The sequence below is a fragment of the Oerskovia jenensis genome, assembly GCF_016907235.1.
GTDB lineage: Bacteria > Actinomycetota > Actinomycetes > Actinomycetales > Cellulomonadaceae > Oerskovia > Oerskovia jenensis.
In genome coordinates, this window is the sequence record NZ_JAFBBO010000001.1 from 1232647 (window position 1) to 1256797 (window position 24151).

At 71.7% G+C, this 24151-nt stretch carries 20 protein-coding genes and 1 riboswitch; of the genes, 9 read left to right on the plus strand and 11 right to left on the minus strand.

Annotated features, from left to right (window positions below):
* Positions 1 to 27 precede the first annotated feature (27 nt).
* Positions 28 to 1323, plus strand: a complete 1296-nt coding sequence (locus tag JOD49_RS05550; RefSeq protein WP_205306308.1) for an MFS transporter — start codon at positions 28 to 30, stop codon at positions 1321 to 1323.
* Positions 1324 to 1428: 105 nt separating this feature from the next.
* Here JOD49_RS05550 and JOD49_RS05555 read toward each other — a convergent pair whose 3' ends face one another.
* The 7 genes from JOD49_RS05555 to chvE form a co-directional block, all read right to left on the minus strand.
* The gene (locus JOD49_RS05555; RefSeq protein ID WP_205306309.1) at positions 1429 to 2232 is read right to left on the minus strand and encodes an exodeoxyribonuclease III; all 804 of its coding nucleotides are present in this window, start codon (positions 2230 to 2232) and stop codon (positions 1429 to 1431) included.
* 177 nt (positions 2233 to 2409) lie between these two features.
* Positions 2410 to 4017 (minus strand): MFS transporter, encoded by a 1608-nt coding sequence (locus tag JOD49_RS05560; RefSeq protein WP_205306310.1) that lies wholly within the window; start codon positions 4015 to 4017, stop codon positions 2410 to 2412.
* Between the two features lie 111 nt (positions 4018 to 4128).
* Complete coding sequence (locus JOD49_RS05565; protein ID WP_205306311.1) at positions 4129 to 5019, minus strand: bifunctional methylenetetrahydrofolate dehydrogenase/methenyltetrahydrofolate cyclohydrolase; 891 nt, start codon at positions 5017 to 5019, stop codon at positions 4129 to 4131.
* 112 nt (positions 5020 to 5131) lie between these two features.
* Positions 5132 to 6418 carry a serine hydroxymethyltransferase gene (gene glyA / locus JOD49_RS05570; protein WP_205306312.1) on the minus strand — a complete coding sequence of 429 codons (1287 nt, stop codon included), beginning with the start codon at positions 6416 to 6418 and terminating at the stop codon, positions 5132 to 5134.
* A 79-nt stretch (positions 6419 to 6497) separates the two neighbouring features.
* Positions 6498 to 6588, minus strand: a riboswitch (ZMP/ZTP riboswitch).
* A gap of 368 nt (positions 6589 to 6956) precedes the next feature.
* Positions 6957 to 8129, minus strand: coding sequence for a multiple monosaccharide ABC transporter permease (mmsB, locus tag JOD49_RS05575; RefSeq protein ID WP_205306313.1), 1173 nt, complete (start codon positions 8127 to 8129; stop codon positions 6957 to 6959).
* Positions 8126 to 9676 (minus strand): multiple monosaccharide ABC transporter ATP-binding protein, encoded by a 1551-nt coding sequence (gene mmsA, locus JOD49_RS05580; RefSeq protein ID WP_205306314.1) that lies wholly within the window; start codon positions 9674 to 9676, stop codon positions 8126 to 8128. The genes mmsB and mmsA overlap by 4 nt, the downstream gene beginning before the upstream one ends.
* Positions 9677 to 9818: 142 nt before the next feature.
* A complete protein-coding gene (gene chvE, locus JOD49_RS05585) occupies positions 9819 to 10943 on the minus strand; it encodes a multiple monosaccharide ABC transporter substrate-binding protein (RefSeq protein WP_372441354.1) in 1125 nt (374 codons plus the stop codon).
* Positions 10944 to 11216: 273 nt separating this feature from the next.
* Between chvE and JOD49_RS05590 the strand changes: the two genes are divergently transcribed.
* The 6 genes from JOD49_RS05590 (at position 11217) to JOD49_RS05615 (ending at position 18362) form a co-directional block, all read left to right on the plus strand.
* The gene (locus JOD49_RS05590) at positions 11217 to 12470 is read left to right on the plus strand and encodes an ROK family transcriptional regulator (protein ID WP_205306316.1); all 1254 of its coding nucleotides are present in this window, start codon (positions 11217 to 11219) and stop codon (positions 12468 to 12470) included.
* Between the two features lie 85 nt (positions 12471 to 12555).
* Positions 12556 to 13323 carry an ATP-binding cassette domain-containing protein gene (locus tag JOD49_RS05595; RefSeq protein WP_205306317.1) on the plus strand — a complete coding sequence of 256 codons (768 nt, stop codon included), beginning with the start codon at positions 12556 to 12558 and terminating at the stop codon, positions 13321 to 13323.
* 438 nt (positions 13324 to 13761) lie between these two features.
* The gene (locus tag JOD49_RS05600; RefSeq protein ID WP_205306318.1) at positions 13762 to 15903 is read left to right on the plus strand and encodes a glycosyltransferase family 2 protein; all 2142 of its coding nucleotides are present in this window, start codon (positions 13762 to 13764) and stop codon (positions 15901 to 15903) included.
* Positions 15867 to 16235, plus strand: coding sequence for an STAS domain-containing protein (locus tag JOD49_RS05605; protein ID WP_205306319.1), 369 nt, complete (start codon positions 15867 to 15869; stop codon positions 16233 to 16235). Before JOD49_RS05600 ends, JOD49_RS05605 begins: the two co-directional genes overlap by 37 nt.
* On the plus strand, positions 16235 to 17455 hold the full coding sequence (locus tag JOD49_RS05610; protein WP_205306320.1) for a glycoside hydrolase family 26 protein: 1221 nt from the start codon (positions 16235 to 16237) through the stop codon (positions 17453 to 17455). The genes JOD49_RS05605 and JOD49_RS05610 overlap by 1 nt, the downstream gene beginning before the upstream one ends.
* Position 17456: 1 nt before the next feature.
* On the plus strand, positions 17457 to 18362 hold the full coding sequence (locus tag JOD49_RS05615) for a glycoside hydrolase family 16 protein (protein ID WP_205306321.1): 906 nt from the start codon (positions 17457 to 17459) through the stop codon (positions 18360 to 18362).
* A gap of 58 nt (positions 18363 to 18420) precedes the next feature.
* Here JOD49_RS05615 and JOD49_RS05620 read toward each other — a convergent pair whose 3' ends face one another.
* The 4 genes from JOD49_RS05620 to JOD49_RS05635 all read right to left on the minus strand — a co-directional run bounded on the left by JOD49_RS05620 (position 18421) and on the right by JOD49_RS05635 (position 22263).
* On the minus strand, positions 18421 to 18939 hold the full coding sequence (locus JOD49_RS05620) for a GNAT family N-acetyltransferase (protein WP_205306322.1): 519 nt from the start codon (positions 18937 to 18939) through the stop codon (positions 18421 to 18423).
* A 68-nt stretch (positions 18940 to 19007) separates the two neighbouring features.
* On the minus strand, positions 19008 to 19868 hold the full coding sequence (locus tag JOD49_RS05625) for a carbohydrate ABC transporter permease (RefSeq protein WP_307822678.1): 861 nt from the start codon (positions 19866 to 19868) through the stop codon (positions 19008 to 19010).
* A 125-nt stretch (positions 19869 to 19993) separates the two neighbouring features.
* On the minus strand, positions 19994 to 20965 hold the full coding sequence (locus tag JOD49_RS05630) for a carbohydrate ABC transporter permease (protein ID WP_205306323.1): 972 nt from the start codon (positions 20963 to 20965) through the stop codon (positions 19994 to 19996).
* The gene (locus JOD49_RS05635) at positions 20965 to 22263 is read right to left on the minus strand and encodes an extracellular solute-binding protein (RefSeq protein WP_205306324.1); all 1299 of its coding nucleotides are present in this window, start codon (positions 22261 to 22263) and stop codon (positions 20965 to 20967) included. The genes JOD49_RS05630 and JOD49_RS05635 overlap by 1 nt, the downstream gene beginning before the upstream one ends.
* Before the next feature lie 401 nt (positions 22264 to 22664).
* Between JOD49_RS05635 and purU the strand changes: the two genes are divergently transcribed.
* A complete protein-coding gene (purU, locus tag JOD49_RS05640; RefSeq protein ID WP_205306325.1) occupies positions 22665 to 23564 on the plus strand; it encodes a formyltetrahydrofolate deformylase in 900 nt (299 codons plus the stop codon).
* 84 nt (positions 23565 to 23648) lie between these two features.
* The gene (locus JOD49_RS05645; RefSeq protein ID WP_205306326.1) at positions 23649 to 24137 is read left to right on the plus strand and encodes a hypothetical protein; all 489 of its coding nucleotides are present in this window, start codon (positions 23649 to 23651) and stop codon (positions 24135 to 24137) included.
* Positions 24138 to 24151 lie beyond the last annotated feature (14 nt).

Sequence of the window (24151 nt, forward strand, 5' to 3'; positions counted from 1 at the left end):
CTCAATCACTTGCCCCAGGCTGACCCCATGACGTCCGACGAGCCCCTGGCGACCACGGCCGCTCCCCCGCGCAGCCTGGTCCGTCACCGCGACTTCCGGCACCTGTGGGGCGGTGACGCGCTCGGACAGCTCGGCGCCCAGCTCACGGGGTTCGTCCTGCCGATCTTCGCGGTGACCCACCTGCACGCGACCGAGTGGCAGATGGGCGCCCTCAACGCCGCCGAGACCGCGGCCTTCCTGCTGCTCAGCCTGCCAGCGGGGGCCTGGGTCGACCGGATGCGCAAGCGGCGGGTCCTCGTCACGGCGGACCTCGCACGCGCCGCGATCCTGTCGGTCGTGGTCGTCGCCACCCTGACCGGCCACGCGAGCATGGGTCTGCTCATCGGCGCGGCCGTCGTCATCAGCACGTTCAGCCTCTTCTTCGACGTCGCGCACCAGAGCTACGTACCGGGGCTCGTGGGACTCGATCACGTCGTCGAAGGAAACTCCAAGCTCCAGGCGACCCAGTCCGTCGCGATGATCGCCGGGCCCGCGATCGGCGGCGTCGCGCTCCGGGTCCTGTCCGCGCCGCTCGTCATGGTCGCGACGGTCGGCACCTACCTCGCGAGCGCGCTCGCCGTCTCGCGGATCCGCCACCACGAGGACCTCCCCGACCCGGCGGCCAGACGCCCCCTGCGCACCGAGATCGCCGAGGGGCTCCGCTTCGTCGCGAGCGAGCCCCTGCTCCGCCGCATCCTCGCGTGCACGTCGCTCGGCAACCTGGGTGGCGCGATCGGCAACGCGGTCGTGGTGATCTTCGTGCTGCGCACGCTCGACGTCGGGACGGCGACCTACGGCGTCGTGCTGTCGGTGAGCGCGGCCGGCGGCCTGCTCGGCGCGGTCCTGGCCGACCGGGCAGCGCGGTGGGTCGGCCCGGCACGGATCATCCCCTCCTCGGCCGTCTTCTCGGGCATCGCGTACGCGATCACGCCCGCGGCGGCCTGGGTGGCGACCACGGGCGCCGCGGACGCCCTCGTACCGGCCGTGCTCGTCGTCGGGGGCCTGGTGTTCAACTTCGCCGTCGTCGTCTACAACGTCGCGCAGGTGAGCTTTCGCCAGCGACTCTGCCCGCCCGCGCTGCTGGGGCGCATGAACGCCTCGGCCCGGTTCCTCGTGTGGGGCCCCATCCCGATCGGCGGGCTGCTCGGCGGGTGGATCGGGACCGTGTGGGGCGTGGCGCCCGCCCTGTGGGTCGGGGCCCTCGTCATGTCGCTCGGGGCGCTGCCCGTGCTGCTGTCACCGTTGTCCCGCATGACCGAGCTGCCTGTCCCGGCCCACGACTGACTCGCGGTCCTCCGCCGCCGCGAGGCACGGCGGCCGGACCGCCTCCGACGCGGGCCCTGCGCCCGGGGCGACCCGGGGCGACCCGGGGCGACCCGGGGCGATCCGTCAGAGGTCGTACGTCGCGACCAGCGCGGCGTGGTCGCTCCAGCGGCTCTCGTAGTCGTCGGCGCGGTCGACCTCGACCTTGACCGCGCGCTCGGCGAGCGCGGGCGTCGCGAGCTGGTAGTCGATGCGCCACCCCGAGTCGTTGACGAACGCCTGCCCGCGCCACGACCACCAGGTGAACGGCCCGGGGCCCTCGCCGCCGTGCTTGCGACCGAGGTCCACCCAGCCGAGCTCGTCGAACCAGGTGTCCAGGTAGGCACGCTCCTCGGGGAGGAAGCCTGCCGACTTCTGGTTGCCCTTCCAGTTCTTGATGTCGACGTTCTTGTGCGCGATGTTCAGGTCCCCCGCGACGACGACGAGCCCGCCCTGGGCGGACAGCTCACGCAGGCGCTCGGTGACCTTCTCGAGGTAGGCGTACTTCTCGTCCATCTTGGGCGTGCCCGCGGTGCCCGAGTGGATGTACGTCGAGACGACCGTGAGCGTCTCGCCCGAGGGCAGGGTGAGGTCCGCCTCGACCCAGCGGCCCGTGTCGACCGGGGGCTCCGGCTCGCCCTTGCCCAGCCCGATGCGCACGGCCGTCACGGGCAGGCGAGACGCGACCGCGACACCGGCCCGGCCCTTGATGTCGCACGCCTGGTGCGCGATGTGCCATCCCTCGCCGACGAGCTCGTTCAGGATCTCGTCAGGCGCGCGGACCTCCTGCAGGAGCAGGACGTCCGGGGTGCGCGACGCGACCCAGGCGTCCATCCCCCGGCGGTAGGCGGCGCGGATACCATTCACATTTGCTGTAGCGATCGTGAGCACCTCGACATCAAACCCCACCCCACCCACACGGGCGAAAACCGCGCGGCGAGACGCTGGTCACGACCGCGACGCCGCACGTGTCAGAACGAGCGTGACCTCAAGGCCACTCTCGTTCTGACAACGCCGTCCTTGGCTCGCGAGCTCGCACCTCGTGTCAGAACGAGCGGGCTCTCCACCTCACGCTCGTTCTGACACGTCGGGAGGCAGGTCCGCCTCGCGGAACCTCCCCGCGAGCAGCACCGTCGCGAGGGCGAGCGCCGCCAGCACCCCGAACCCGAGCCGCAGCGCGTCGGTCGTCGCGAACACCCCGGTCATCGCGCCGCCGAGCACCGCGCCGACGTACGTGAAGACGTTGAGGCGGGCCACCGCGCGGTCGGTCGCGTCCTCGACCGTCGGCAGGCCGCTCGCCGCTGGGCCCACCGGGAGGCCGGTCGAGTCAGACCTCGTCGCCGCCACCGAGTCCTCCGACCGGGCAACACCTGCCGCACCGCCGTAGACGGCAGCGCTGCCGAGCCCTCGCGCCCCCACGACGGCCTCCGCCGCCCGGTCGCCCGCGGCCGAGAACGCCATCGGCGCCACGACGCCCAGCCCCAGCCCGGTCGCGGCGAACCCCAGGACCGCGAGCGGCCACACGGGTGAGACCGCGACGAGCCCGAGCCCCGCGACACCCACGGCGCCTCCGAGCGCCACGACGCGCACGCGCCCCCAGCGCTCGACCGCCCGGTCCCCCAGGAGCCGCGAGCAGATGAGGGTCGCCTGGTAGGCGCCGAACCCCAGCGGCCCGACGACGGCGCTCGCCCCGAGCACGCCCTGCAGGAACGTCGAGCCCCAGCTCGAGACCGCGGAGTCCGCGACGGGGAAGGCCAGCATCGCGATGCCCAGCACGATCACGGTCCCCGCGCCGACCATCCCGGTCGCGCCACGAGCCCCGGGCACGACCGCCCGGCCTGAGTCGGCGACGGGCACCCCGCCGGACCACGCCGGGTCGTGACCCGCCCGTGGCGCACCGGCCCCGGCACCGGCCCCCACGTCGCCCGGCCGGGCCGTCGCCGACCTGCCACCCGACCCTGCGGCGGGAGCGACGCCGTCGGGCACCTGGCTGCCGCTCCCCGCAGCGGGGACCCCGGCGGACCCGGCGACCGTGGCCGCGGCCGTCCGTGAGAGCAGCCCGGCCCGCAGCACGAGCACCGTGACCGCCACGACAGCAGCGACCAGCGCGAGCGACACGGGCAGCGCGAGCCCCAGTGCCGCGGCGCCCGAGACCGCGAGCGACCCCACGACCCCGCCGGCGGCGTTGGCCGCGAAGAACGCCGCGATGAGGCTGCGCCCGTAGGCGCGCTGCACGTCGATGCCCTGCATGGACGTCGACGCGTCGACCGACCCGAGCGCGAGGCCGTACACCGCGAACGCGAGGAAGAACGTCGCGAGCAGCCCGGACCCCGCGCTCAGCCCGACCGCGAGGATCCCCGCCGCCGCCACGAGGAGCCCGCCGGTCACGACGCGCGCCGACCCGCACCGGGCCGCGAGCCACCCCGACAGCGCGCTGCCCGTCGCCGCGCACACGCAGACCCCGAGGATCACGAGCGTGATGACGTCGGGGCCGATGCCCAGGTACCGCTCGTACGTCGGGACGTTGGTCAGCATCACGGCGAACCCGAAGCCCTGCGCCGCGTACGCGGCCGTGGCGCTGCGGCGGGCGCGCCGGACGGGCGAGGGGACGGCGAGAGGCGCAGGGACGAGGGCCGCGATGCCGTCGTCCCCCCCTGCCCGGGACGCGGGGGTCATGGCGGAACACTAGTCCTGTGCGGCGCCACCGCACGACAGGACGTCAGGACACGACAGGACGGGCGCGACCCGCAGGTCGCACCCGTCCTGTCGAACCCTCCGCACCGAGCGTCAGCTGGCGATCCCCGCCGCGCGCTCGGCCGAGTCCACGACGTTCGCGAGGAGCATCGCGCGGGTCATGGGCCCGACACCGCCGGGGTTGGGCGAGATCCAGCCCGCGACCTCGGCCACGGCCGGGTCGGCGTCGCCCACGACACGGCTCTTGCCCGTCTCCTGGTCGACCTCGCGCGAGACGCCCACGTCGATCACGACCGCGCCGGGCTTGACCATGTCACGCGTGATGATGCCCTTGACGCCCGCGGCCGCGACGACGACGTCGGCCCGGCGGACGAGCGCGGCGAGGTCCTGGGTGCCCGTGTGCGTGAGCGTGACCGTCGCGTTGACCGCACGGCGCGTGAGGAGCAGGCCGATCGAGCGGCCCACGGTCACCCCGCGCCCCACGACCACGACCTCCTTGCCCGCGAGCGGGACGCCGTGGCGCTCGATGAGCTCGATGATGCCGCGCGGCGTGCAGGGCAGCGGCGAGGTGACTTCCTCGTTGACGCGCAGCACGAGGCGACCGAGGTTGGTCGGGTGCAGCCCGTCGGCGTCCTTGTCGGGGTCGATGAGCTCGAGCACGCGGTTGGTGTCGATGCCCTTCGGCAGCGGGAGCTGCACGATGTAGCCCGTGCACGCGGGGTCGTCGTTGAGGCGGCGGACCGCGGCCTCGATCTCCTCCTGCGTGGCCTCGGCGGGCAGGTCCTCGCGGATCGAGGAGAGCCCGATCTCGGCGCAGTCGCGGTGCTTGCCCGCGACGTACCACTGCGAGCCCGGGTCGTCGCCGACCAGGAGGGTGCCGAGGCCCGGCACGACGCCGTGCTCGGCGAGGGTCACGAGACGGGTCTTGAGCTCGGCCTTGATGGCGGCGGCGGTGGCCTTGCCGTCCAGGATCTGCGCGGTCATGGGGGCTCCTCGGGGGTCTGGCGGGGACGAACACACCGCTGAGTGCGGAGTACTTGTCGTGGATCGGCCGGATCCACGACAAGTACTCCGCACTCAGCGGGTCGTGCGTGAGCTACTGCGACAGTCCCGGGTACAGCGGGAAGTCGGCCGTCAGCTTGCGTACGCGAGCGCTCAGGCCCTCGACGTCCGCGCCGACACCGGCCTTGAGGGCCGCCGCGATGATCTCGGCGACCTCCGCGAACTCGGCGTCCCCGAAGCCACGGGTCGCGAGCGCGGGCGTGCCGATGCGCAGGCCCGACGTGACGCGCGGGGGGCGCGGGTCGAACGGCACGGCGTTGCGGTTCACGGTGATGCCCACGGCGTGCAGGAGGTCCTCGGCCTGCTGGCCGTCGAGCTCCGAGTGGCGCAGGTCCACGAGGACCAGGTGCACGTCGGTGCCGCCCGTGAGGACGGACACGCCCTTCTCGGCGACGTCGGGCTGGGCCAGGCGGTCCGCGATGATGCTCGCGCCGCGCAGCGTGCGCTCCTGACGGTCCTTGAACTCGTCGGAGCCCGCGATCTTGAACGACACGGCCTTCGCGGCCACGACGTGCATGAGCGGGCCGCCCTGCTGGCCCGGGAACACGGCGGAGTCGATCTTCTTGGCGTACTCCTCCTTGGAGAGGATGAAGCCCGAGCGCGGGCCACCGATGGTCTTGTGGACCGTCGAGGACACGACGTCGGCGAAGGGCACCGGGGAGGGGTGCAGGCCCGCGGCGACGAGGCCCGCGAAGTGCGCCATGTCGACCCAGAGCTTGGCGCCGACCTCGTCCGCGATCTCGCGGAACGCCGCGAAGTCGATGTGGCGCGGGTACGCCGACCAGCCCGCGATGATCACGTCGGGGCGCGCCTCGAGGGCCGTCTTGCGGACCTCGTCCATCTCGATGCGGTACGACTGCGGGTCCACGCCGTACGCCGAGACGTCGTAGAGCTTGCCCGAGAAGTTGATCTTCATGCCGTGCGTGAGGTGGCCGCCGTGCGCCAGCTCGAGGCCGAGGATCTTGTCGCCCTTGTTGATGAGGGCGTGCAGGACGGCCGCGTTCGCGGTCGCTCCCGAGTGCGGCTGGACGTTGACGTGCTCGGCACCGAACAGCGACTTGGCGCGGGCGATCGCGAGGTTCTCGGCGATGTCGACCTGCTCGCAGCCGCCGTAGTAGCGGCGGCCCGGGTAGCCCTCGGCGTACTTGTTCGTCAGGACGGAGCCCTGCGCCTGCAGGACCGCGCGCGGCACGAAGTTCTCCGAGGCGATCATCTCGAGGGTGTCGCGCTGGCGCGCGAGCTCCCCGTCGAGGACCGCGGCGATCTCCGGGTCCACCTCGAGCAGGGACTGGTTCAGGACATTGTCCGGCTGGGCGCTCATGCGTCTCCTTGGGTGCGTCTGCGGATGACGGTCTCGCGGGAGGGCATGCCCCGTCCGGGCACGCTCCCCACAGGGGGCGACCCGGGGCCCAGGCGAACGACCCGTCGTCTACACAGCATGCCGCTCCCCGGTGGTGATCCACCATTCCCGTCCGTCCCGCGGCCTCCCCGGGGGGCGGCGTGAGCGGGGCGCGGGTGCGCCAGTCGCGACGTGCACGATCCTAGCCCACGTCCGCGCGGGGCGGCAGTGGCGGTCGTCACGCGGTGGTCGCCCGCCGGCCCGACGGCGCAGCTCGCGTCGGGCGGGTACGTCACCCTCCCCGTCGTCCTCGGAGGGCGGGAGCGTCACCGCCGGTGGGCGGGCGAGCCGCCCTCGGCGGGGCCGGGGCCCGCGGCAGGCGGGGCCCTGCGCGCTGGGTGAGCGGCGCCGTCGGGCCCGGGACGACGCAGCGGGGTGCACGCGGTCCCCACCGCGTGCACCCCGCTGGTCCGTGACGCGGGAGGGTGTGCGCCCTCCCCCGTCACCTCCTGATGCCGGCTCAGGAGAGCGCGGCACGCCTCTTGCTCAGCAGGTCGAACGCGACCGCGAGGAGCAGGACGAGGCCCTTGATCGCCTGCTGCCAGGCGGCGTCGACCGCCATGATCGACAGGCCCATGTTGAGCACGCCCATGATGAGCGCACCGATCATGGCGCCGGACACGCGCCCCACGCCGCCCGCGACCGCGGTGCCGCCGATGAAGCACGCGGCGATCGCGTCGAGCTCGTAGTTCATGCCTGCCGCGGCCACGCCGGCACCGGCACGCGAGGTCGTGATGACGGCCGCGACCGCGGCCAGCACGCCCATGTTGACGAAGATGCCGAAGTCGACCCGGCGCGAGTTGACGCCCGAGAGCACCGCCGCGTGGCGGTTGCCGCCGATCGCGTAGACGTGGCGACCGAACACGCTGCGGTTCAGGACGAACGAGTACGCGATGATGAGGATGCCCACGATGAGCAGGACGATCGGCGTACCGCCCGAGCTGAGCGACAGCCAGTACGTCACGACCCCGATGAGCACCGCGGCCAGGACGATCTTGACGACGAACGCGGGCAGCGGCTCGACCGCGAGCTCGTGGCGACGCAACGACATCCGCGAGCGCCACTGGGCCACGGCGAACGCCACGATCCCGATCGCGCCGATCGCGAGCGTCACGACGTCGAGGTCACCCACGAACCCGAACCAGTTGGGCACCGAGCCGTTGCTGATCGCGATGAAGCCGCTGGGCAGGCCCGCGACCGTGGTCCCGACCAGGACGATCGCGAGCCCGCGGAAGATGAGCATGCCCGCGAGCGTCACGATGAACGCCGGTATCCCGACGTACGCGACCCAGAAGCCCTGCCACATCCCGACGAGCGCCCCGACCCCGAGGGACAGGACCACGGCGAGCAGCCACGGCAGCTCCCACTGGCTCATCATGATGGCGCACAGCCCGCCGACGAACGCGACGACCGAACCGACCGACAGGTCGATGTGCCCGGCGACGATCACCATGACCATGCCGATCGCGAGGATCATCACGTAGGCGTTCTGCTGGATGAGGCTCGCGACGTTGTTCGGGTAGAGCAGGCGCCCGTCGGTGAGGACCTGGAAGAGCAGGACGATCACGAGCAGTGCCGCGACGATGCCGTACTGGCGGACGTTGCGGCCGAGGTATTCCCTGACGGCGTTCATCGGACGTCGACTCCCTTGTCCATGGTCATGTAGTGCATCAGTGCTTCTTGCGTGGCGTCGGCTCGCGCCACCTCGCCCGTGATCCGGCCCTGGCTCATCGCGTAGACGCGGTCGCACAGGCCGATGAGCTCGGGGAGCTCGGACGAGATGACGACGACGGCCTTGCCGGCGTCGGCGAGGGCGTTGATGATCGCGTAGATCTCGTACTTCGCGCCCACGTCGATGCCGCGCGTGGGCTCGTCGAGGATGAGGACGTCCGGGTCGGAGTACACCCACTTCGACAGGACGACCTTCTGCTGGTTCCCGCCCGAGAGCTTGCCGGCGATCGCCTCGACGGTGGGCGCCTTGATCCGGAAGTCCGTGCGGTAGCGCTCGGCGACCTGGGTCTCGGCCTGCGAGTCGACGACTCCCCAGTGCGAGACCTTGCCGAGCGCCGAGGCCGAGATGTTCTCCCGGATGGTCTGGATGAGGTTGAGGCCGTACCGCTTGCGGTCCTCGGTCGCGTACGCCAGCCCGTGACCGATGGCCTCGGCGACGCTGCGCGTCCTGATCGGCGCGCCGTTCTTGTAGACGGTCCCGGAGATCTTCGCCCCGTACGAGTGCCCGAACACGCTCATCGCGAGCTCGGTGCGCCCGGCACCCATGAGTCCCGCCATGCCGACGATCTCGCCCGCCCGCACGTGCAGGTTCGCGTGGTCGACGACGACGCGGTCGGTGTCGATCGGGTGGTGCACGGTCCAGTCCTCGATGCGCAGCACCTCGTCACCGATGGTCGGCTCGTGCTCCGGGAAGCGGCTGTCGAGCGAGCGTCCGACCATGCTGCGGATGATGCGGTCCTCGGTCACGGGCTCGGCGCCGTGCAGGTCGAGGGTCTCGATGGTCGCGCCGTCGCGGATGATCGTCACGCGGTCGGCGATCGCGGCGATCTCGTTGAGCTTGTGGCTGATGATGATGCAGGTGATCCCGTGGCTGCGGAACTCGTCGATGAGCTTGAGCAGGTGGGCGCTGTCCTCGTCGTTGAGCGCCGCGGTGGGCTCGTCGAGGATGAGCAGGTCCACGCGCTTGGACAGCGCCTTGGCGATCTCGACGAGCTGCTGCTTGCCGACACCGATGTCCATCGACTTGGTCGCGGGGTTCTCGGACAGGCCCACACGCTCGAGCAGGGCCGCGGCCTCGCTCGTGGTGCGGTGCCAGTCGACGATCCCCGCGGAGGCCTTCTCGTTGCCGAGGAAGATGTTCTCCGCGATCGACAGGTGCGGGACGAGCGCCAGCTCCTGGTGGATGATGACGATCCCGCGCGCCTCGCTGTCGCGGATGGTCCTGAACTCGCACGGCTCGCCGTCCATGACGATCGTGCCGTCGTAGGTGCCGTGCGGGTAGACGCCCGACAGCACCTTCATCAGGGTCGACTTCCCGGCCCCGTTCTCCCCGCAGATCGCGTGGACCTCGCCGCGCCGCACGTCCAGCGTGACGTCCTGCAGCGCCTTGACGCCGGGGAACTCCTTGGTGATCCCCCGCATCTCGAGGATGTTGCTCTCGCTGGCCATGGGTCAGCTCCTCACTCGTCCGTTCCGTGGTGGCCCGTCACCGCGGTGGTGCCGCGGTGGGACGACCGTCTCGCCCGTCGTGCTGCGCAGACCGTGCCCGGCCCCGGGACTGCTGTCCCGGGGCCGGGCACGGTGCGTCCGGTCAGAGGCCGAGCTTGTCGGCCGTGTAGAAGCCGGAGTCGACGAGCGACGTCTGGACGGTGTCGGCGGTGACGACCTGCGGGTCCAGGAGGAAGGACGGCACGACCTTCACGCCGTTGTCGTAGGTCTCGGTGTCGTTGACCTCGACCTCCTCGCCGTCGACGATCTGCTGGACCATCTTGGCGACCTGGTCGCCGAGGGTGCGGGTGTCCTTCCAGACCGTCATGGCCTGCTTGCCCGCGAGCATGTTCTTCACGTTGGCCTCGTCGGCGTCCTGGCCCGTGACGAGCGGCCAGCCCTCACCGGCGGTGTAGCCGCTGCCCTCGAGCGCCTGCTCGATCCCGAGCGCGAGCGAGTCGTTGGGCGACAGGACGACGTTCACCTTCTTGTCCGTGTAGAACGAGTTGAGGCGGTTCTCCATCTCGGACTGGGCCTTGGCGGACTCCCAGCCCTGGATGCCGATCGTGGTCCAGTCGTCGACCGTCGCGGGCGCCTTGCCCGAGGGCACGACGAGCTGACCCGACTCGACGTAGGGGGCCAGGACGTCCCAGGCTCCCTTGAAGAAGAAGCGGGCGTTGTTGTCGTCGGGCGACCCGGCGAAGGGCTCGAGGTTGAACGGCCCGGCGCCGCCCTCGAGGCCGAGCTTCTCGGCGATGAACTCGCCCTGGAGCGTGCCGACCTTCTCGTTGTCGAACGTCGCGTAGTAGTCGACGTGCTCCGAGTCGTTGATGAGTCGGTCGTACGCGATGACCGGGATCTCCTCCTTGGCGGCGGCGTCGAGGACCGGACCGAGCGCCGTGCCGTCGATCGAGGCGATGACGAGGACGTCGGCGCCCTGGTTGATCATGTTCTGGAGCTGGGTGATCTGCTGGTCGACCTTGTTGTCCGCGTACTGGAGCGTGGTCTCGTAGCCGGCGTCGCCGAGGAGCTCCTCGAGGTGGGCGCCGTCGTTGTTCCAGCGCTCGAGGCTGCGGGTCGGCATCGCGATGCCGATCAGGGGCGTGTCGGACCCCGTCTCTCCACCGCCGGACTCTCCACCCGAACGCTCCGAGCTGCAGGCCGTGAGAGCACCGAACAGCAGAGTCACTCCGGCAGCGGTGGCGACCGCCTTGCGCATAGACGTCATCGTCATGTCCCTTTCGTCTTCGAACCGGGGGCGGGCCTCGCCTGCGAGGCCCGGGATACCTCCGAGCCGCGGAGGGGGATCCGCGTGGCCTCGGTCGGCACTGCAGCGAAACTAGCCAGGCTTGAGTTCGAGCGTCAAGCGCAGTAATCAGTTCGTGACCTAATTGTGTTCGAGACTCAAACTCAGAGTGGGAGCGGTACCACTCGCTCCCCCGCCAAAAACCCCCGTGTCGCCTCGGTTCTCCGGCCCTCACCAGCGTGTACGCTGCTGCCTGTGAACAACGACCGGTCCACGCCCGGCTCGCAGACCTCACTCCGAGAAGCGAACCGAACACGCATCGTGGATGCGGTGAAGCGCTACGGCGGCCTCACCCAGGTCGAGCTCGCCGAGGCCACGGGACTGTCCACGGCGACCGTCTCGACCATCGTCAAGGAGCTGACCCAGGCAGGGGTCGTCGACACCCGACCCACCTCGCGCTCGGGGCGCCGCGCGCTCAAGGTCACCCTCGCGCGACAGCTCGGCCTCGTCGCAGGCATCCAGTTCGGCCACCGCCACCTCAAGGTCGCGCTCGGCGACTTCGGCCGCACGATCGTGGCCGAGCAGCAGATGCCGCTGCCCGTCGACCACCGCGTCGACACCGGCCTCGACCGCGCCGCGCTGCTCGTCATGGACCTCCTCGAACGCATCGGCGCCTCGACCGACGAGCTCCTCACGGTCGGCATGGCCCTGCCCGCCCCCGTCGACATCTCGACCGGGATGATCTCGGTCCGCGGCATCATGCGGGGCTGGGACGACCTGCACATCGGCCAGGTCATGTCGAAGCGACTGGCCAGGCCCGTCGTCGTCGACAACGACGCCAACCTCGCCGCGCTCGCCGAGGCCGAGCTCGGGGCAGCGCGCGCCTACCGGGACTCGGTGTTCGTCCGGGTCTCGTACGGGACCGGCGCCGGCGTCGTCGTCGGCGGGCACGTCCACCGCGGCTACGCGGGGACGGCCGGGGAGATCGGGCACGTCCAGGTCGACCCCGCGGGTCCCATCTGCCGTTGCGGCAACCGCGGCTGCCTCGAGACGATCGTGGGGTCGAACGCGCTGCTCGACCTGCTGCGCACGAGCCACGGGGACCTGACCCTGCGCGACGTCATCTCCCGGGCCCTCGACGGCGACCCGGGGTGCCGCCGCGTCGTGGCCGACGCGGGCGACCGCATCGGGATCGCCGTCGCGACGCTCGCGAGCGCCATGAACCCGCAGGTCATCGTCGTCGGGGGCGAGCTCGCCGAGACCGGCGAGATCCTCGCCGGTCCCCTGCGCGACGCGGTCCGGCGCCACCTCGTCCCCAACACGATCGCCCCGGTCGAGGTCGTGCTGGGAGAGCTCGGCGCGCGCGCCGAGGTCATGGGCGCGCTCGCGCTCGCCCTCCAGTCGACCGACGTCGCGAGCGACGTCCGCCTCGCTCCCGGGGCGCCCGGCCCCGTCGGGCTGGTCGCCGCAGGGGAAGCCGGCCCCGCCTCGCAGGGAGACCGCACATGACCGCGACCGCACGACCGCCTCGCCACGACGACGTGGCGGGCACGACGGCGCCCGAGGGCGCCCGAGCACGAACAGGTGACAGAACGTGAGCCGCTCCGCCCTCCCCGCACTGTCGTTGCACGGCATCGACAAGTCCTTCGGCGCGGTCCGCGCGCTCGAAGGGATCGACCTCGAGGTGCACCGCGGCGAGGTCGTCGCGCTCGTCGGCGACAACGCCGCGGGCAAGTCGACGCTCGCCAAGGTCATCGCGGGCGTCCTCGTCCCCGACGCGGGCATCATCGAGTCCGACGGTGTCCCCGTCACCATCCCGAACCCGGCAGCCGCGCACGCGCTCGGCATCGCGACCGTCTTCCAGGACCTCGCGCTGTGCGACAACCTCGACGTCGTGTCGAACCTCTACCTCGGGCGCGAGCTGCACCGCGGACCACGGCTCGACGAGGCCGCGATGGAGGAGAACGCGCGCCGGATCCTGCGCGACCTCACGTCCCGCATCCCCTCGGTGCGCACGCTCGTCTCCGACCTGTCGGGCGGTCAGCGCCAGAGCGTCGCGATCGCCCGCACGCTCCTGGGCGCCCCCCGGATCGTCGTGCTCGACGAGCCCACGGCCTCGCTGTCGGTGTCGCAGACGGCCGAGGTGCTGACCCACATCGAGCGCCTGCGAGAGCTCGGGCACGCCGTGATCCTCATCAGCCACAACATGACCGACGTGCGCGCCGTCGCGGACCGGATCGAGGTGCTGCGCCACGGGCGCAACAACGGGTCGTTCTCCGGGCCGGGCACGAGCTACGAGGAGATCATCGCGGCGATCACGGGTGCGGTCGCCGCGCCCCGCCGGGCAGCCCGCCTGGCCTGAGCGGTCCCGACCGACCGCGCCCGCGCGCCGATCGACCGAGCACGCGAGCGACCCGCACGCCCCCGACCGAGGGCTCGAGCGCCCGCCGACGGCCCGGCGCGCATGACCTGCGCGTGAACGGGGCGCGAGCGCGTGTGACCCAGCGTTACCGCCAGGTTGCCGGCCTGTGGAGATGTGGGCGCAGACCGGACGAACCTCGCAGACCGCCCCGCGCAGCGCTTCCGCTGCGAACTTCACCCGCTCTACATTCGAGGCACGACACCACCGGGGGTCCCGCTCGACCGGACCACCCGCCGTCGTGACAGGCACGCAGGGGTGTCTCTGCCCGTCCCGACGTCATCGCCGCCGCCGCTCTCGAGCCGCCGTGCGCCGATCTTCTCGCCGCACGTCGACCCGGTCCCGACTTGCCGTCTCTCGTCGTCCGGCGGAGGAGAACGCATGGGTAGCAGCAGACTGGCCGCGGTACGGCTCCTGGCCGTGGTCGCGGTGGCCTTCGGGCTCGTGTACATCGGGTGGCGCTGGACGGGGACCGTGGCCTGGGACGCGTGGTGGATCGCCGTGCCCCTGGTCCTGGCCGAGACGTACAGCCTGGGCGAGACCGTCCTGTACGCACTGACCATGTGGAACGCGAAGCGCCGGGCACCGGCTCCCCCGGCCCCCCGCGGCCTGAGCGTCGACGTGTTCGTCACGACGTACAACGAGCCCGTGGACCTGGTCCTGCGGACCGCGATCGCGGCGCGTGACATGACGTACCCGCACGCGACGTGGATCCTCGACGACGGGAACCGGCCCGAGCTCGAGGTCGCGGCGTCCCGCGTGGGGATCGGGTACATCACGCGCGGCCCCGAGTGGGAGGGACGTCCCCGCTTCGCCAAGGCGGGCAACGTCAACAACGCGCTCTTCCGCACGAGCGGTGACCTCGTCGCGATCCTCGACGCCGACCAGGTGCCCGAGCCACGGTTCCTCGACCGGGTCCTGGGGTACTTCGAGGACGAGGAGGTCGCGTTCGTCCAGACGCCGCAGCACTTCTGGAACGTCCCGCCGAGCGACCCGCTGGGCACCCAGGCCGAGCTCTTCTACGGTCCGATCCAGCAGGGCAAGGACGGCTGGGGGGCGGCGTTCTTCTGCGGGTCGAACGCGGTCCTGCGCCGCGAGGCGCTCATGGCGCTGGGTCTCACCCGGTTCTCCCGGGACGCGCGCGGCGCCATGAGAGCCGCGCTCCGGTCGGGGAGGTCACGGCTCCAGGACCTCCTGAGCCAGCTCGCGGTGCGCGAGCCCGCGGCGATGCCCGTGGCCGAGCAGGCCCTGGCCGCGGTGCGCCGCGCCGAGGGGCAGTTCCGGCGCGGCGACGTCCTGACCGAGATCACCGGCGAGCTGCGCGCCGCCTTCACCGCGGCGCTCGCCCTCGCGCCCGAGGCGTCCGAGGCGCCCGAGGCGTCCGGGGCGTCCGGCGCGACGGCGGCATTGGGGGTGCCCGCCGAGCTCGGGAGCGCGGTGCCTCCCAGCGGGCCGGCCAGCCCGGCGGGAGGCACCGCGCTCCCGGGCGACGTCGCGGGCGAGCTGCTCGCCGAGCTCGACGAGGTCCTCGAGCTGGTCGACGTGGCTCGCACGGACCAGGCCCTGACGATCAACCCGCTCGACACGACCACCATCACCGAGGACATGGCCACGGCCATGCACCTGCACGCGATGGGGTGGACGAGCGTCTACCACCACGAGGTGCTCGTGCGCGGGCTCGCCCCGGACGACGTCGGCACCGCGCTCTCGCAGCGTCTGCGCTGGGCGACCGGCTCGATGCAGGTGTTCTTCCGCGACAACCCGCTCCTGGTCCGAGGGCTCACGCTCGCCCAGAGGCTCATGTACCTGGGCACCATGACGAGCTATCTGAGCGGGTTCGCGGCCCTGGTCTACCTGTCGGCCCCCGTGCTGTTCCTGACGGTCGGGGTCTTCCCGCTGCACGCCGACCCGCGTCTCTTCTTCCTCCACTTCGTCCCGTTCTTCGTGGCCTGCCAGCTGCTCTTCCAGCTCTCGGGCCGGGGCAGCCGGGGCCTGTGGCGTGGACAGCAGATGTCGTTCGCCCTGTTCCCGACGTGGATCGCCGCCACGCTCTCCGGGGCGTCGGCCGTGTTCCTCGGCCGGCACGTCGCGTTCTCGGTCACGTCCAAGACCCGGCAGACGACGGGCACGGGCTACCGGCACGTGCTGCCGCAGGTCGCGGCCACGGTCGTGCTGCTCGCGGCCTCGGCGATCGGCGTCGCCCGGATGCTCGCGGGTGAGGCCCCGGCCTCGGCCACGTACCTGACCCTGGGCTGGGTCGCGGTCGACCTCGCCCTCCTGTCCGCCGCGCTGCGCGCAGCCCGGTACACGGGACCCGGTGACTCGGTCACGGATCCCGTGCCCCCGTCCGTCGCGCTCCTCGCGGCCCAGGCCGTGGGCGACTCGCTCGACCGGCCAGGGGGCACCGACGACACCTCTCCGACCGCCTTCGAACCGACGGCAGTCCCGCTCGACCTCACCGTCCGCCACGTCCCCAGGAGCTCGCCATGGCCGCCTTCGTCAGCGCACCCGTCCTCACCCTGAGCCACCCCGTCACCAGCGTCGACCTTCCTACCGGTGGGCGGCTCGACGCCGCCGCCGTCCTGTCCTTGCGCGCCCCCGTCACAGCGACCGTCGCCGACGGGCCCGTGCTCGTCCTGCTCGACGTCTCGGGCGTCGAGGGCGTCTCGCCGTCGGGCGTCGCGGGACTGCTCGACCTGCTGCGCGTGGTCCGTGCGCGCGGCGGCGACCTGCGCTTCTTCGGTGCGTCGACCGCGCTCCGGCATGCTTTCACGGCGCTGGGTCTCGACGCCGTCGCACGGATCTACGGCGGTCACGACGAGGCGCGGGGGCTGCTCGCGTCCAGGGCCTCCTGATGACGTTCTACCTCCCGGGCACGGGCGGCCGCCGTCGGCGGCCGGGTCTCGTGACGCCCGTCGTGGTCATGCTCGCGGCCGTCGGGGCGGTCGGCGCGGGGTTCGCGGTGGCGGGCCCGCCCGCCGCGCAGGAGGCGCCCGCGACGAGGACCTGCACCGCGGACGCGGCGAGCGTCGTGCCCGACGACGGCACGTTGCTGGGCGTCAACCTCGACTGGGCGTCGGAGACCCTCGAGGAGCACCGGACCTACCTCGGCCACGCACCGGCCGTCGCGGTCCAGTTCTCCGACGTCCCCTACGACCGCGAGACCTGGGAGCACACGGTCAGCGCGGTCACCCAGATGAAGGCCAACGGAGGTGTGCTCCTCCTGACCCTCGAGCCGCACGCGGGCCTCGCGGCCATGTCGGACGAGGTGATCGCGACGCTCGCCACCGACCTGCGGGACGTCAACGAGCAGGGGGTCGCGGTCGTGCTGCGGTTCGCGCACGAGATGAACGGCTCCTGGTACGCGTGGGGCCAGCAGCCGACGGCGTACGTCGAGACGTTCCGTCGGGTCGCGGCCGCGGTCCACGCCGAGGCCCCGGGCACGGCCATGATGTGGGCGCCCAACTACGGCGGCGGGTACCCGTTCACGGGCGGCCAGTTCGCGGCCCTGCCGGGGTCGGCCGACTACGCGGCCCTCGACACGGACCACGACGGCACCCTGACCATGACGGACGACAGCTACCTCCCGTACTTCCCCGGGGACGACGCCGTGGACTGGGTCGGGGTCTCGCTCTACCACTGGGGCAACCAGCGCCCGTGGGGCAACAACGAGGTCCCCGAGGACGGCAAGTTCCTCGCGATGCTCACGGGCACGTACGTGGGCACGGCAGGGGACGACGCCGCCGTGCCGGACTTCTACACGGTGTACGGCGTCGAGCACGGGCACCCGGTCGCCGTCCCGGAGACCGCCGCGATCTACACGCCCTCGCGTGGCGGTGCCGCCGAGCTCGACATCAAGCGGGCCTGGTGGCGGCAGGTCTTCTCCCCCGAGACCCACGAGCGGTTCCCCCAGCTCAAGATGGTCAACTGGTTCGAGTGGGACAAGTACGAGATCGAGATCGACGACGACGTCGACTGGCGCGCGGCGGGCGCCCCCGACGTGCGCGACGCGTTCGTCGCCGACCTCCCGTCGTGGCTGCGCTACGCCGAGGACGTCTCGACCTGCGAGGAGTGACATGCGCCCCTCCCCGCGACCGACCGCCCGCCCGACCCTGCTGCTGACCGCCGTGCTCGTCGTGGCGAGCCTCGCCACCCTGGCGGCCGCCGCCGTCGGGCCGCCTGCGTCCGGGCCCTCGACCGCGGCTCCCAGCATGGGAGCCCCACCCGGGCCGCTGACCTGGACCGACGAGTTCGACGGTGACCCAGGGGCCCCGCCCGACCCGTCCCGCTGGCGCCTCGAGACGGGCGGCAGCGGCTGGGGCAACCGCGAGCTGCAGTACTACACCGACAGCCCGAGCAACGCGTCGACCGACGGCGCGGGCCACCTCGTCATCACGGCCCGTCGGGAGAACCCGGGCGACCTGTGGTGCCACTACGGGCGCTGCGAGTACACCTCCGCGCGGCTCATCACCGCGGACCGTTTCGCCCAGCAGCACGGGCGCTTCGAGGCGCGCATCAAGATCCCGGGCGGACAGGGCACCTGGCCCGCGTTCTGGATGCTCGGGCAGGACATCTTCACCACCGAGCCGTGGCCCGCGAGCGGCGAGATCGACGTCATGGAGAACGTCGGCAAGGAGCCGGGCACGGTGTGGGGAAGCCTGCACGGTCCCGGGTACTCGGGAGCGGACGCGGTGCACGAGTCGTTCACGCTCCCCGGCGGGGAGGAGGTCGCCGACGACTTCCACACCTTCACGGTCGACTGGGCCCCCGGCTCGATCACCTGGTACGTCGACGGCGTCGAGTTCTCGCGCAAGAGTCCTGCCGACGTCGGCGACGACCCGTGGGTCTTCGACGACCCGTTCTTCCTGCTGCTCAACCTCGCGGTCGGCGGCGACTGGCCCGGCCCGCCCGACGAGAGCACGCCCCTGCCCGCGCGCATGCTCGTCGACTACGTGCGTGCCTACGCGTGGGACGGGCCGTAGACGCGAGCGAGGCGCGTCCCCGCGGAGGGGACGCGCCTCGTTCACGTGCGCAAGGACCTCAGCCCTGCTCGACGGCGTCGCTCGCGTTGCGCGCCTCGGCCTCGCCCAGGATGCGGCGCAGGTACGTGTACGTGAGATCACCCGCGGCCTTGTCGTACTGCTCCTCGTAGCCGTGGCGCGTGTACAGCTCCAGGTTCTGCTTGGAGTCCTTGCCCGTGAAGACCCAGATCTCCGTGGTCTCCTCGGGCAGGTGCGGCAGGACCGCGAACAGCATCTGCGTGCCGATCCCGCGTCCCTGGAGGTCCGGGGCCACGGCGAGCCGGCCGAGCGTGGCCTTGCCACCCTCGATCTCCACGCGCACCGACCCCACCAGACGCGGCCCCTGCCACGCCCCGAGCGTGATGACGCCCTGGGTCGCGAGGTCCGCCTTGAGCTCGGCGAGCGTCTGCGTGAGCGGCGGGATGTTCGGGTCCCCGTAGAGCTGCGCCTCGGTGACGAACGCTGCCCGGCGGAGCGTCAGGAGCTCCCCAGCGTGCTCGTCCGTGACGAGGTCCATGGTCATCGGCGTGTCGGTCATGGTCCCATCGTGTCAGAAACGGACCGTCCCGCGGTGCGCGTCCGCGGGTGGAATGGTGACCGTCTCACCTAGCCCTTCACCGCCCCCGCCAACCCCGAGACCAGGTGACGCTGCACGAGCACGAAGAAGATCAGCACGGGCACCGTCATGATGACCGAGCCCGCCATGATCGCGCCCCAGTCGTTCTGGTCGTCCTTGAAGAACGTGAGGATCGCGAGGGGCAGTGTCTGGTTCTCCTGCGCCGAGATGATGAACGTCTTGGCGAACAGGAAGTCGTTCCACGTCGAGATGAACGAGAACACGCTGACCGCGACCACGCCCGGGAACACGAGCGGGAACAGGATCGAGCGCACGAACCGGAAGCTCTTGGCCCCGTCGATCCGCGCGGCCTCCTCGAGTTCGACCGGGACGGCCGCGACGAAGCCGCGCAGCATCCAGATCGCGAACGGGATCGAGAACGCGAGGTGCACCAGCACGAGCGAGCCGAGCTGGTTGAGGCCGAGCGCGGGGACGGACGCCCCCATGTTCCGGAACAGGAAGAACAGCGGGATCGTCAGGGCCTCGATGGGCACCATCTGCGCGATCAGCACGATCACGAGCAGCGTCGTGCGGCTGCGGAACCGGTAGCGCGTGAGCGCGACCGACGCGAGGAACGCGCAGATCGTCGAGAGGACCACGACTGCCAGGGCCACGACGAGCGAGTTGAGGAAGAACCGCCCGAAGTCGTTGACCGTCAGGACCCGCACGAACGAGTCGAGCGTGAGGTCCGTCGTGAACAGCGACGCGTCGCCCGCGTCGATCGCGGCCTTGGGCCGCAGGGCCGACAGGACCATCCAGTAGAGCGGGAACGCGACGACGAGCGCGACCAGGAGCGCCGCGGCGTTCGAGCCGGGGTTCTTCCACGCCCGACGGCGCCGCGCACCCGCCACGCCCGTCCCGCCCCGCGTGGTGGTCGCCTCGGCGTCCGGGGAGCCCGTGCCCCGCACAGCGGACGGTGACGTGCCGCGCCCGACGGACGCTCCGGCGTCGGGCGCGCCGGCGGTGATGCTGGTGCTCACAGGACCTCCCCTGATCGGCGCAGCAGGCGCAGGTAGACGAGCGTGACCCCGAGCAGCAGGAGCGTCATGACGACGCCGATCGCCGACCCGAGCCCGTACAGGTTGGACGCGAACGCCTGCTGGTAGGAGTACACGTTGAGGACGAGGTTCTGCCCGCCGATCCCGCCGCCGTTGGTCATGACGTAGATCTGCGTGAACACCTTGAAGTCCCAGATGATCGACTGGATCGTGACGATGATGATGATCGGGCGCAGCATCGGGACCATGATCGAGCGCGCGATGCGCGGCATCGACGCACCGTCGAGGCGAGCGGCCTCGAGCAGCTCGCTCGGGATCGCGAGGATGCCCGCATAGACCGTGACCAGCACGAACGGGAACGAGCACCACACGACCTCGGCGCCCACGAGCGCGAACGCCGGCCACTTCTCGGCCGTCCACGAGTGCCCCGCGAAGCCCGACAGGCCGACGTTGACCAACGTCTTGTTGACGAGCCCGAGCGTCGGGTCGAACAGGAAGAGCCAGACCGCGGAGCCCGTCATCGCGGGCGTCGCCCACGCGCCGAGCGCCGCGAGGAACAGGACCGAGCGCACCCACCGGCTGACCCGGGTCGCGAGGACCGCGAGCGCCGAGCCGAGCGCCAGGGTCGCGACGACGCAACCGGCCGCGAAGACCGTCGTGTTGAGCAGGACCGTCCAGAACTTCGGGTCCCCGAAGAGCTGGGTGTAGTTGCCCACCCCCAGGAACTCGAGCGGGGCACCGCCCGTGACGTTCGCTTGGCGGTAGTCGTAGAACGACGTGACGACGAGCTGGTAGAGCGGGTACCCGAGCAGACCGATCAGGATCGCGGCGGCCGGTAGCAGGTAGACCCACGGTTCGAGCCGGGAGGTCCCGGCCCGGGAGCGACGCGCAGGGCGCGGGGGGCGGGCGGACGTGCTGCCCGCCCCCGGTGCGGTGGTGAGCGAGGTCATCACGGGGCCTCGGAGAACGCCTTGTCCATCGCGGCGGCCGCGGTCTGCGTGGCCTGCTCGACCGTGGCCTGCTTCGTCGCGACGGTCTGGAGCATGGTCTTGATGTCACCCTGGGCGTCGATCTGGGTCCACGCGGGGGTCGAGGGGACGAACTCGGTGCCCGCCGCGAGGGTCTCGGTGAAGGGCTCGATCGCGGGCGTCTCCGCCGCGACCTTCTCCTGGACGTCGGTGAACGTGGGCAGGTTGCCCATCGCGTCGAACATCTTCTCCTGGTACTTCTTCCCGCCCAGGAGCGTCATGAAGTCGACCGCGAGGGACTTGCGCTCCGAGCTCTTGAAGACGCCGAGGTTGTTGCCGCCCGCGAACGCCGGGGCGATCTCGCCGGCCTTCTCGCCCGGGAGCGGGACGACCGCATAGGTGGCGCCCACGGCCGACTCGTCGACCGCCTTGCGGTTGAAGTCGCCGCCCACGACCATGCCCGCCGTACCCGCGACGAACTGCTGGACGCTCGCGCTGCCCGTCCACTCGGCGCACAGCGCCGAGGGGCAGATGTCGTCCGCGAGGAGGTTCGTGTACGCCGTGACGCCCGCGCGGGACTCGGGCGTGGTGAGCGCCGAGGTGTACGCGCCGTCGGAGCCCTGGGTCGCGAGCGCTCCCCCGCCGGCCCACAGGAACGGCATGGCCGCGTACTGGTAGGCGCCTCCCGCCGCGATGCCGACCATCTCGGGCTTGGCGGCGCGGATCGCCCGGGCCGCGGTCTCGATCTCGGCGAGCGTCGTGGGGACGGAGAGCCCCAGCTCCGAGAAGACGTCCGTGCGGTAGTAGAGCGCGCGCACCCCGATGAACCACGGGACACCGTAGGTCACGCCGTCGATCTCGGTCGTGGCGGCGATCGAGGGGGTCAGGTCACCGGACTCGTCCCAGGCCGCGACCTCCTTGGTCACGTCCGCGAGACCGCCCGCGGCGACGTAGGCCGCGATGTCGGTGTTGCCGAACTCGGCGACGTCGGGGGCCGAGGCCGGGTCGTTGAACGCGGCGTTGAAACGCTCGGCGCGGGTGTCGACGGGGATGTACTGGACGTCGACCTCGACGCCGTCGTGCTCGGCCTCGAACTCCGCGACGGCCTCGTCGACGACCGCCGCCTTGGGGTCCTGGTTGACCTCGGCGAAGAGCCAGACACGCAGGGTCCCCGTGCTCTCGTCGTTCTCGGCCTCGGTGATCGTGGACTGGGTGGGGGCGCAGGCCGTCAGGGCCAGCACGGCGGCGATGCCGAACGCCGCCAGGCGGGACTTCTTCATGTCGACTCCATCATCGATCGGGGGCCGGTGTCGTCGGTGACACCGGTTCCGGGAGGTTATGCACCCCTTCGGGGCGTGGTCCACGCCGTGGTGCGCTTCGTTGCGCACTGCACAATGGAAGACAACCTTGTTGCCAATTAACCGTGACCCTCTGCCCGGAAACGGGTGATGTGCGGGCCTTCGTCCCTGCGGCACGGTCCCGCCCCGGTCGTCCTGGCGCAGGGGCCGGCTGCGCGGGCCACGTGCGCAGGCGCGTGCGTGGGGCGCGTGCGTGGCTGCGCGTGCACAGGCCGGCGCGGGCCGGGTGGAGACGGGGCGTCGGCCGGGCGTCGGCCGGGCGTCGGCCCGACGCAGCCCGGAAGGAGCCGCTGGACGCGCGACGGCGCGGCTACCCTGGGACCGTGTCCAGCACCAATCTCCCGAACGTCCCTGCCTCCGGCGCGCCCGACGCGTCCACGCCGACCCACTGGGTCCTCACGCTGTCCTGCCCCGACGGTCCGGGGATCGTGCACGCCGTCGCGGGGACGCTCGCCGAGCACGGTGGCAACATCACCGAGTCGCAGCAGTTCGGCGACCCGTTGTCCGGGCTGTTCTTCATGCGCGTCCAGGTCGAGTCCACCGCGTCGCGCGACGAGCTCGAGACCGCGCTCGCGCCCGTGATCGAGGCGTTCGACATGACGTGGAACCTCGACGTGGTCGGGCGCCGCGTGCGCACCCTCGTCATGGTCTCCAAGGCCGCGCACTGCCTCGTCGACCTGCTCTACCGCGAGCGCTCGCAGGGCATGCCGATCGAGGTCGTGGGCGTCGTGGGCAACCACCGCGACCTCGAGGACATCGCCGCGTTCTACGGCAAGCCGTTCCACCACGTGCCCGTCACGCGCGACACCAAGGCCGCCGCCGAGGACCGCCTGCGCGAGCTCGTGGCCGAGCTCGACGTCGAGCTCGTCGTCCTCGCGCGCTACATGCAGATCCTGTCCGACGACCTGTGCCGCGACCTGTCGGGTCAGGTCATCAACATCCACCACTCGTTCCTGCCGAGCTTCAAGGGCGCCCGCCCCTACGCCCAGGCGCACGACCGGGGCGTCAAGCTCATCGGCGCCACGTCGCACTACGTCACGGGCGACCTGGACGAAGGACCGATCATCGAGCAGGACGTCGAGCGCGTCGACCACTCGCGCGCCGTCGAGGACCTGGTCGCGCTGGGCGAGGACGTCGAGCGCCGCACGCTCGCACGGGCCGTGCGCTGGCACGCCGAGCACCGCGTGCTGCTCGACGGGCACCGGACGATCGTCTTCCGCTGACCGGCGTGCCGCCGCGGTCTGTCGAGCGTGCAGTTCGGGCTGTCCCGAGCGCCGTCTGACGACCCGAGCTGCACACTCGACGACATGACGATCCCTCCTCAGGCCACGCTCCAGGTCGTCACGACCCGGTGGACCAAGCACTCCCGGGGAGGCGAGGCGGCGACCGTGCGGAACGCGACGCCGGTCGCGTTCCGGCTTCCCGCCGCGGAGATGCCCCTCGTCCACGGCGTCGAGATGCGCGAGGAGGACGACTTTCGACCCGTCGAGTCGATCGGCGACGCCTCGACCGAGGAGAGGGTGCGGCTGCGCGTCCGGGACGGCCGGCTGACCGTCTTCACGCCGATCCCCGAGTGGTACGCGATCCCGCCGCGGCCACGTCGACCTCCCGCCGTCCGACTCGCGCCCGGGGAGTGGGTGCGGTGGCAGCTCAACTTCCGCTTCTCGAGCCTCTTCGGGACGCAGGACTGGTCGTACTGGCAGGACACCGTCAACGTCGCCTACGGGCCCGTGCCTCGCGACGTGTTCCTCGGCCCGCCGACGTACGAGGTGGACGAGCGCGGGTCGCTGCGCTGACCGTCACACCGCCG

Excerpts from the sequence above, each read along its gene's own strand:
- JOD49_RS05550 (WP_205306308.1), top strand. The coding sequence starts at position 28 with ATGACGTCCGACGAGCCCCTGGCGACCACGGCCGCTCCCCCGCGCAGC.
- JOD49_RS05560 (WP_205306310.1), bottom strand. The coding sequence starts at position 4,017 with ATGACCCCCGCGTCCCGGGCAGGGGGGGACGACGGCATCGCGGCCCTC.
- JOD49_RS05565 (WP_205306311.1), bottom strand. The coding sequence starts at position 5,019 with ATGACCGCGCAGATCCTGGACGGCAAGGCCACCGCCGCCGCCATCAAG.
- glyA (WP_205306312.1), bottom strand. The coding sequence starts at position 6,418 with ATGAGCGCCCAGCCGGACAATGTCCTGAACCAGTCCCTGCTCGAGGTG.
- mmsB (WP_205306313.1), bottom strand. The coding sequence starts at position 8,129 with ATGAACGCCGTCAGGGAATACCTCGGCCGCAACGTCCGCCAGTACGGC.
- mmsA (WP_205306314.1), bottom strand. The coding sequence starts at position 9,676 with ATGGCCAGCGAGAGCAACATCCTCGAGATGCGGGGGATCACCAAGGAG.
- chvE (WP_372441354.1), bottom strand. The coding sequence starts at position 10,943 with ATGACGTCTATGCGCAAGGCGGTCGCCACCGCTGCCGGAGTGACTCTG.
- JOD49_RS05600 (WP_205306318.1), top strand. The coding sequence starts at position 13,762 with ATGGGTAGCAGCAGACTGGCCGCGGTACGGCTCCTGGCCGTGGTCGCG.
- JOD49_RS05605 (WP_205306319.1), top strand. The coding sequence starts at position 15,867 with ATGGCCGCCTTCGTCAGCGCACCCGTCCTCACCCTGAGCCACCCCGTC.
- JOD49_RS05610 (WP_205306320.1), top strand. The coding sequence starts at position 16,235 with ATGACGTTCTACCTCCCGGGCACGGGCGGCCGCCGTCGGCGGCCGGGT.
- JOD49_RS05615 (WP_205306321.1), top strand. The coding sequence starts at position 17,457 with ATGCGCCCCTCCCCGCGACCGACCGCCCGCCCGACCCTGCTGCTGACC.
- JOD49_RS05620 (WP_205306322.1), bottom strand. The coding sequence starts at position 18,939 with ATGACCGACACGCCGATGACCATGGACCTCGTCACGGACGAGCACGCT.
- JOD49_RS05630 (WP_205306323.1), bottom strand. The coding sequence starts at position 20,965 with ATGACCTCGCTCACCACCGCACCGGGGGCGGGCAGCACGTCCGCCCGC.
- JOD49_RS05635 (WP_205306324.1), bottom strand. The coding sequence starts at position 22,263 with ATGAAGAAGTCCCGCCTGGCGGCGTTCGGCATCGCCGCCGTGCTGGCC.
- JOD49_RS05645 (WP_205306326.1), top strand. The coding sequence starts at position 23,649 with ATGACGATCCCTCCTCAGGCCACGCTCCAGGTCGTCACGACCCGGTGG.